Genomic DNA, 7154 nt, shown 5'->3' with positions numbered 1-7154 from the left:
CCGGCCAGGTCAACGTGATCGGCCGCCCGAGGGGGGCCGCGGCGTGCCGACAGGCCTTGGTGGATGGGGTCTTGCTGGCGGTGGATGGGCAATGGAAATCCATGGCGGGCGTGCGCCACCTCGGGGCGCACCGGCTGCTCGATTTCAGTGACCTGCTGCCCGCTTTTGGATCCGTCTCGCGGGATTTCCAGTAACACCGAAACGCTCACGCGCCGACTTCCTCGTCCTCACTTAACGACATGTAATTTCCACCTGAATGGATGCCTAGGAACCGCAGGACGAGATTCCCTTTATTCATCGAAAAAGGAATAGCTTCTGCACCGACCGCACCTATTCCGGTCTTTAAGCGGCACGCCGCCGCGCCCGGCGTCGCCGCCATGAATCCAAGGCGCTCACACGTTCCAGGAGAGATTCGTCATGCGCAACACGAAACTGATCCTCGCCATGCTCGCCGGCTGCACCCTCATGACTGGCGCCGCTTTTGCGCAGGACGCTGCTTCGAAGGCTTCGCCGACGCCGGCCTCCACCGCTGCCACGCCGATGCATTCCAGCTCCGACTCGATGAAGAGCGGCTCGATGGATAAAACCGGCAATGAAAACGGCTCGATGAAGTCGACCCACAAGAAGCACAAGAAGGCTGCCACCGGCACCGAAACGGCTCCGGCCAAGTCCTCGACCGCCGGCGGCATGTAATCGCCAGCGCATGAACGAAAAAAGCCGGCGCCGCGAGGCGCCGGCTTTTTCATGGACCACGCCGTGGATCAGACCACGCGGATGGTCTCGCCATCGATCGCCACGACCTGCCCCGCCCGGATCTTGCAGGTCTTGCGCAACTCGACCACGCCATCGACGGTGACCAGGCCGTCGGCCACGAGGTGCTTGCCCTCACCGCCGCTGGCGGCGATCCCGGCCAGCTTGAGCAACTGGTTCAATTCAACGTACTCGCCTTCGAGTTCGAACGTTTGCGATGACATGGGTCGGGCATCAGGTAACAAGGGGGGCGCACATTAAAGCGCAATCCGGCCGCCGATGTTCAAAAGCATGAATTCCTCCGCCGCCATGCCCTGGGCGCCGAGCGCCTCGGCCAGCAACCGCGGCGGCTCGTCCAGCTGGTCGTCGGCCAGTTCGAACACACCCCAGTGGATCGCCATGGAACGGCGCACGCCAATCTCCCGGTGCAACTGCACCGCCTGTGCCGGATCCACATGCTGGCCATGCATGAACCAGCGCGGGGCATATGCGCCAATGGGAATGGCGGCGAGGTCGATCGGACCGGCACGGCGTCCGATCTCGGCGAGCTTGTCGGAGTAGCCGGTGTCACCGGCGAACCAGAAGCGGAAGCCGGCCTGGGCCATCACCCAGCCACCCCAGAGCGAACGGTTGCGATCCCAAAGGGTGCGGGCACTCCAGTGCCGGGCAGGCACGAAGGTGAAGACCGCGCCGCCCACTTCGGTGGAGGCCCACCAGTCGAGCTCGCGCACATTCCCGATCCGCTCGCGATCGAACCAGCGCTTCAGCCCCAGTGGCACGAGGAACACGACACCCGGGAAACGCCGGGCGATGGCAAGCACGCTCGCACGGTCCAGATGATCGTAATGATTGTGGGAAATCACGACCACGTCGATGCGCGGCAACGCGGCGACTTCCGCAGGTGTCGGCGTGCGCCGCAGCGGCCCAGCGAACGAGAGTGGCGAAGCCCGCTTGCCCAGCACCGGGTCGGTGAGCACGGTGAGCCCCTGGTTTCGCACGAGCACGCTGGCATGGCCAAGCCACCAGGCGGCGTCATCGCTGCCGGCGAAATCCGCGGGCTGCCACCAGCGGCGGGCGAAGGCTTCGTAACCTTCGGTGGGAGGACGCGGGAGCTGCTGTTCCTTGCGCTCGCGGCGCCAGCGCTTCAGGCCGCCGGGTTCGCGCGTTTCGGGTTCCAGGTTACGGAAGCCCTCGCGCGCGTGGTGCGCCTTCGTGGCGTCGAAGTACGGATTCGTCCAGGGCATGCCTTGCCTTGATGGTGGGGTCACCGGAAGACCTGCGGCCCCACCACCCCGGCTTCAAGGTCAGTCGACGTCGATCCGCCGCACCTGGGCCAGCCAGTCCTCGAGGTTGTAGTAGTTGCTGACGCGGGTGATCCTGCCACCGGCGACATCGAAGAACGCCCCGCCAGGCAACACATAGCTCTGCCCCTGGGCGAGCGGCAGCCCTTCGTCGGTCGCCTTGTATTCGCCATGCACGACGTACTCGGCGGCGGCGCGGTTGCCCGCCTCGTTCGCCATGATCACGATGTTCTTCAGCTGTTCGGAATAACTCGTGTTCATGCGCTCGAGGAACGCCGCGAAGCGCTGGCGGCCGGTCTCGCGGCCGCCCTGGTTCACGTCGTGGGCCACCTGCTCGTCCAGCAGGTCCAGCATGCCCGCCCAGTCACCGCGATTGAACGCGTCGTAATAGCGGCGGATCAGGTCGATCGTCTCGTTCATCGCGGCACTCAATAGATAATGACGGAGCGGATGGACTTGCCCTCGTGCATCAGGTCGAAGGCGCGATTGATATCGTCCAGCCCCATCGTATACGTGATCATGGGATCGATCTTGATTTCCCCACCCATGTAGCGATCGACATAGCCCGGCAATTCCGTGCGGCCCTTCACGCCACCGAATGCCGAACCGCGCCAGACGCGACCCGTGACCAGCTGGAACGGCCGGGTACGGATTTCCTGGCCCGCACCCGCTACGCCGATGATGATCGACTCGCCCCAGCCCTTGTGGCAGCACTCGAGCGCGGAGCGCATCACGTCGACATTGCCGATGCACTCGAAGGAATAATCGACGCCGCCATCGGTCAGGTCGACGATCACCTGCTGGATGGGGGTATCCGGGTAATCGCGCGGATTCACGAAATCGGTGGCGCCAAGCATCTTCGCCATCTCGAACTTCGCCGGATTGGTATCGACGCAGATGATCCGGCCGGCCTTCGCCATGACGGCGCCCTGCACGACCGACAGGCCGATGCCGCCCATGCCGAACACCGCCACGGTCGCGCCCGGCTCCACCTTGGCCGTGTTGAGCACCGCGCCGATGCCCGTGGTCACGCCGCAGCCGAGCAGGCAGACCTTGTCCAGCGGCGCATCCTTGTTGATCTTCGCCAGCGAGATCTCCGGCAGCACGGTGTATTCGCTGAAGGTGCTCGTACCCATGTAATGCAGCAGGGTCTTGCCACCCATGGAGAAGCGCGAGGTGCCATCCGGCATCACGCCCTTGCCCTGGGTGACGCGGATCTTCTGGCAGAGGTTCGTCTTGCCCGAACGGCAGAACGAGCACTCCCCGCATTCAGGGGTGTAAAGGGGAATGACGTGGTCGCCCGGCTTCAGCGACGTGACGCCCTCGCCCACTTCCTCGACGATGCCGCCACCCTCATGGCCCAGGACGACCGGGAAGGCGCCTTCCGGGTCCGCCCCGGACAACGTAAAGGCGTCGGTGTGGCAGACGCCCGTGGCCACGATGCGCACCAGCACCTCGCCCGCCTTCGGTCCCTGTACGTCGATCTCTTCGATGGACAGGGGCTTTCCTGCTTCCCAGGCAACAGCGGCGCGCGACTTCATGGGTCATTCCTCTAAACGGTGGCGTACGGTGCCGGCCGGGGGCCGGGTGGACCACGGAGTGTAGCCAGCCCGGGCTGCGTCCGCACGGACCCGTATGGAGGCCCGCTCCGACGCCGTTGTCTCCCAACGGCTGGCGGACTTCGCGAACGAAATGTGAACGGAAGCAAACACCGCCATGGCAGCCTTCGACCGATTGAGTTAAACTCTGGTTAACGGATCAGCACGCTTCCACGAACGAACGGCTGCAGAAAGGTGTTCGACAGGCCCGATCCATGGGTGCCATCGAAAAAATCTTTGAACCTTTTACTTACGTCCGCTGTCTAACTTTTTAAGCATTGCAGCCCTTGAAAGCGGCCAATAGGCCCCTACTAAGGGTGATACGAAACTCACGGGTTCAGTAATTCGGTACAAATGCCGGCATACGAAAGCCTAACGAGTCGATTGTTCACCAAATGAAACGGATAGGTACGATTTGGCCTTCTACCGGGATTTCCCAGGCCAGCGTAACGTCCCGACCACGCAAGAGACCGGCGGCGTGGTGTTGATTGAAACAACCGGTCATACAAGAGACTGGGAGACAAGACCATGAACGAACTTCGCAACGATTACGGCATCACCACTTTCGAATACACCGCTGGCGGCCGCATGTCGGACGCGTCCAACGGCCTCGACCTCTTCGGCGGCGAGATGGATGGCTACGACTGGCTGGGCGAAGTCGCCAGCCGCCTCAGCTCCGACGCGCTGTAAGCCGCACCTCGCCGTAGGGCGAGCTGGGCACGCCGTTATCGCGGCACACTACCCAGTCCACGCCTGCCGAAGGCCGCGGCCCACCCCGCTCCTACGAGAGAACGCCACGCGACATAAGAAGGCCCGCCATGTGCGGGCCTTCTGCGTTTCTACGAGGCCTTGCGGGCCCGGGTCTTCGCGGCTTTCTTTGCCGCCGCGGAACGGCCGGCGGCGCCCTTGGTATGCGCGGCCTTTTTTGCTGCCGTCGATTTGCTGGCCGATGTGCGCTTTGCCGCGCTCTTCCGGGCCTGGGTGGACAGCGCCTTCTTCGACGCGGCCGCCGTGCCCTCGCGCTTGAGCGCCTTGGTCGTCGCGCGCTTGCGGGCCGCCGACTTCTTCGTCGCCGTACCGGATGAACGCTTACGCGCCGCAGCGGTGTCCTGGGCCGCCTTCTTCTTCGTCGCCTTGCTGGCGGTCTTCGATGGCCTGGCCTTTACACCATCCCGGCGCGCCTTGGACAGGCCTATGGCGATCGCCTGCTTCGCCGAACGCGCGCCGTGCTTGCCTTCGCGAACGTGCTCGATTTCCTCGCGCACGTACTCGCCGGCCTGTGTGGACGCTGATTTGCCCTCGCGCTTGTCGCGGGCAGCCCTGGCAGTGGTTTTCTTCTCGGGCATGAGCGTGGCTCCTCTGGCATGAGGAGCCTGAGACTACCGGTGCGGGTCGTGATGCCCGTGTATGCCGCGCGTCACGCCAAACCGAAGAACTGCGCCACCAGCCATGCGTTCGCGGCCGAGATGGTGGCGAAGAGTAGCCAGGCGGCGACCGACACGAGCCGCGTGTTGGCGAACGGCCCCATCAGCGCGCGATCGTCGGTAAAGCGGATCAGCGGATACATCGCGAACGGCAGCTGCACGCTGAGCACGACCTGGCTTGCGACGAGCAAGGCGCCGATCGCCCGGTCGCCCATCACGAGCACGCCAATGAACGCGGGAATGATGGCGAGGCCACGGGTGATCAGCCGACGCTGCCAGCAAGGCAGCTTCATTTGCAGGAAGCCATCCATGATCACCTGCCCGGCGATGGTGCCGGTAAACGTCGAGCTCTGTCCGGAGGCGAACAAGCCGATGGCGAAGGCGATGGAAGCCACCGTCGTGCCAGCGATGGGCGCGAGCAGCTGGTAGGCATCGCCGATGTCCGCCACATCATGGCGACCGGTCGCATGGAAGGCGCCTGCGGCCACGATCAGGATCGCTGCATTGATCAACAGCGCGAGGCTCAGCGAGCAGATCGTATCCACGCGCGTGAGCCTGATCGCGGCCCACTTGCCCGTCTCACCCGACACCGCGCGCGTCTGCACGATCGATGAATGCAGGTACAGGTTGTGCGGCATGATCGTGGCACCGAGGATGCCGATGGCCAGGTACAGCGGTTCGCGGCTATCCAGGGCATGCAGCGACGGCACGAAACCCGCCGCCACCGCATGCCAGTCCGGCCCGATCAGGAACAACTGGACCACGAAGCAGATGCCGATCGTGCCGACGAGCCCCAGGATGATCGATTCGACGCGCCGGAAGCCCTGCCCCTGCAGGCCGAGCACGATGAAGGTATCCAGCGCGGTCAGCGCGACACCCACCGGCAGCGACACGCCGAACAGCAGCTTGAACGCCAGCGCGCTGCCCAGCACCTCGGCAAGGTCGCAGGAAATGATGGAGAGTTCGGCGAGCACCCATTGCGCCCGGCCCAGGGCCTTCGTATAGCGCTGGCTCGATAGCTGCGCCAGGTCCTTGCGCGTCGCGATGCCGAGCCGTGCGGCAAGGCACTGCAACAGCATGGCGGCGAGACTGGAAAGCAGCACGACGAACAGCAACCGGGAGCCGAAGCGCGAGCCAGCCTCGATGTCGGTGGCCCAGTTGCCCGGATCCATGTACCCAACCGAAACGAGCAGACCCGGGCCGGCGAAGCGCAGCGCCTTCTTCCACCACGGAAGATCCTGCGCAACGACGATGGAACCGGCGACTTCGGACGGACAGAACGGCGCCGTGGCCGTCTTGGGTAACGGAAAGAACATGCGACATCCTACCCCGCCGGACGGTAGCGGTGAATGCCACGTCGCGTTCGCTTCACGAAGCTGTAATGGCGGGAACGGGTACACCGTGGACGCTGCGAATGGCGCAGAGTAGCGAGGAAGCCACCATGGACAAGAACCGTACCGAAGGCATGAAACACGAGGTCAAGGGCGCCGTGAAGGAAGCCACGGGCAAGCTGACCGGTAACCACGCGAAAGAAGCCGCGGGCAACATCGAGAAGAATGCCGGCAAGGTCCAGAAGGAAGTGGGCAAGGCCGCTGACCACGCGCGCGATCGCGACCGCCACCACTAAGCAAGGATGGGCGGGGCCGACTGGCCCCGCCCCGATCGCATCACGCCACGGCCGGTGCAGTCGCGGGCTTGAGCAAACGCCGCCGCAGCCAGCGGTCGGCGGGTTCGGAGAAGTACCGCGCGACCGCGTAGCCCAAAGCCCACGCAAGCGACAAGGCCGGCGCGTACCAGATCCAGCCCCATGCCTTGTCCGTTCCACTCATGCGCGCCACGCCGACGAGCGCGAACACCACGAACATTTGGGTGAGGTAGATCTCGTAACTCGCGCGCCCCATGGCCTGCAGCCAGCCTGTACCACGCATGCCCGTGCCGCCCTCCGGCGAGGCGAGGACGAGGCACGCTGCGGCCACGATCAGCACGAGCAGGTACTGCTCGTGGATCAGCCGCCAGACCCAGCCACCGGAAAACATGATCGCCACCAGCGCGACGACGCCGCTGACGGCAAGCACGCGACG

General features: G+C 64.6%; 10 protein-coding genes and 1 pseudogene. 4 read left to right on the top strand and 7 right to left on the bottom strand.

Going from position 1 to position 7154, the window contains the following annotated elements; translation table 11 throughout:
• Positions 1–194: hypothetical protein (locus tag ACTHLF_RS06745; RefSeq protein WP_440325969.1), on the top strand; the 194-nt coding region annotated here is incomplete at its 5' end.
• Between the two features lie 223 nt (positions 195–417).
• Complete coding sequence (locus tag ACTHLF_RS06740; protein ID WP_440325967.1) at positions 418–693, top strand: hypothetical protein; 276 nt, start codon at positions 418–420, stop codon at positions 691–693.
• A gap of 68 nt (positions 694–761) precedes the next feature.
• On the opposite strand, the gene ACTHLF_RS06735 is transcribed toward ACTHLF_RS06740, so the two are convergent.
• From ACTHLF_RS06735 to ACTHLF_RS06720, 4 genes are read right to left on the bottom strand one after another with little or no spacing between them, the layout of a single operon-like run.
• On the bottom strand, positions 762–974 hold the full coding sequence (locus tag ACTHLF_RS06735; RefSeq protein WP_440325965.1) for an RNA-binding S4 domain-containing protein: 213 nt from the start codon (positions 972–974) through the stop codon (positions 762–764).
• A gap of 33 nt (positions 975–1007) precedes the next feature.
• Positions 1008–1994, bottom strand: coding sequence for an MBL fold metallo-hydrolase (locus ACTHLF_RS06730; RefSeq protein ID WP_440325963.1), 987 nt, complete (start codon positions 1992–1994; stop codon positions 1008–1010).
• 60 nt (positions 1995–2054) lie between these two features.
• Positions 2055–2471 (bottom strand): ketosteroid isomerase-related protein, encoded by a 417-nt coding sequence (locus ACTHLF_RS06725; RefSeq protein ID WP_440325961.1) that lies wholly within the window; start codon positions 2469–2471, stop codon positions 2055–2057.
• Between the two features lie 8 nt (positions 2472–2479).
• Positions 2480–3592 carry an S-(hydroxymethyl)glutathione dehydrogenase/class III alcohol dehydrogenase gene (locus ACTHLF_RS06720; RefSeq protein WP_440325959.1) on the bottom strand — a complete coding sequence of 371 codons (1113 nt, stop codon included), beginning with the start codon at positions 3590–3592 and terminating at the stop codon, positions 2480–2482.
• A 585-nt stretch (positions 3593–4177) separates the two neighbouring features.
• Between ACTHLF_RS06720 and ACTHLF_RS06715 the strand changes: the two genes are divergently transcribed.
• Positions 4178–4339 carry a hypothetical protein gene (locus ACTHLF_RS06715; protein WP_440325957.1) on the top strand — a complete coding sequence of 54 codons (162 nt, stop codon included), beginning with the start codon at positions 4178–4180 and terminating at the stop codon, positions 4337–4339.
• A gap of 149 nt (positions 4340–4488) precedes the next feature.
• On the opposite strand, the gene ACTHLF_RS06710 is transcribed toward ACTHLF_RS06715, so the two are convergent.
• The gene (locus ACTHLF_RS06710) at positions 4489–4995 is read right to left on the bottom strand and encodes a DUF6496 domain-containing protein (RefSeq protein ID WP_440325955.1); all 507 of its coding nucleotides are present in this window, start codon (positions 4993–4995) and stop codon (positions 4489–4491) included.
• A gap of 71 nt (positions 4996–5066) precedes the next feature.
• The gene (locus ACTHLF_RS06705) at positions 5067–6389 is read right to left on the bottom strand and encodes an Nramp family divalent metal transporter (protein ID WP_440325953.1); all 1323 of its coding nucleotides are present in this window, start codon (positions 6387–6389) and stop codon (positions 5067–5069) included.
• Positions 6390–6514: 125 nt separating this feature from the next.
• On the opposite strand from ACTHLF_RS06705, the gene ACTHLF_RS06700 reads away from it, so the two are divergent.
• Positions 6515–6700 (top strand): CsbD family protein, encoded by a 186-nt coding sequence (locus tag ACTHLF_RS06700; protein WP_440325952.1) that lies wholly within the window; start codon positions 6515–6517, stop codon positions 6698–6700.
• Positions 6701–6740: 40 nt separating this feature from the next.
• Here the strand turns inward: ACTHLF_RS06700 and ACTHLF_RS06695 are convergent.
• A pseudogene (locus ACTHLF_RS06695) lies at positions 6741–7154 on the bottom strand (acyltransferase family protein); the annotation flags it as partial.

Origin of the sequence: Luteibacter sp., assembly GCF_051958795.1 — a bacterium.
GTDB lineage: Bacteria > Pseudomonadota > Gammaproteobacteria > Xanthomonadales > Rhodanobacteraceae > Luteibacter.
This window is presented reverse-complemented; position numbering and strand designations above follow the sequence as displayed.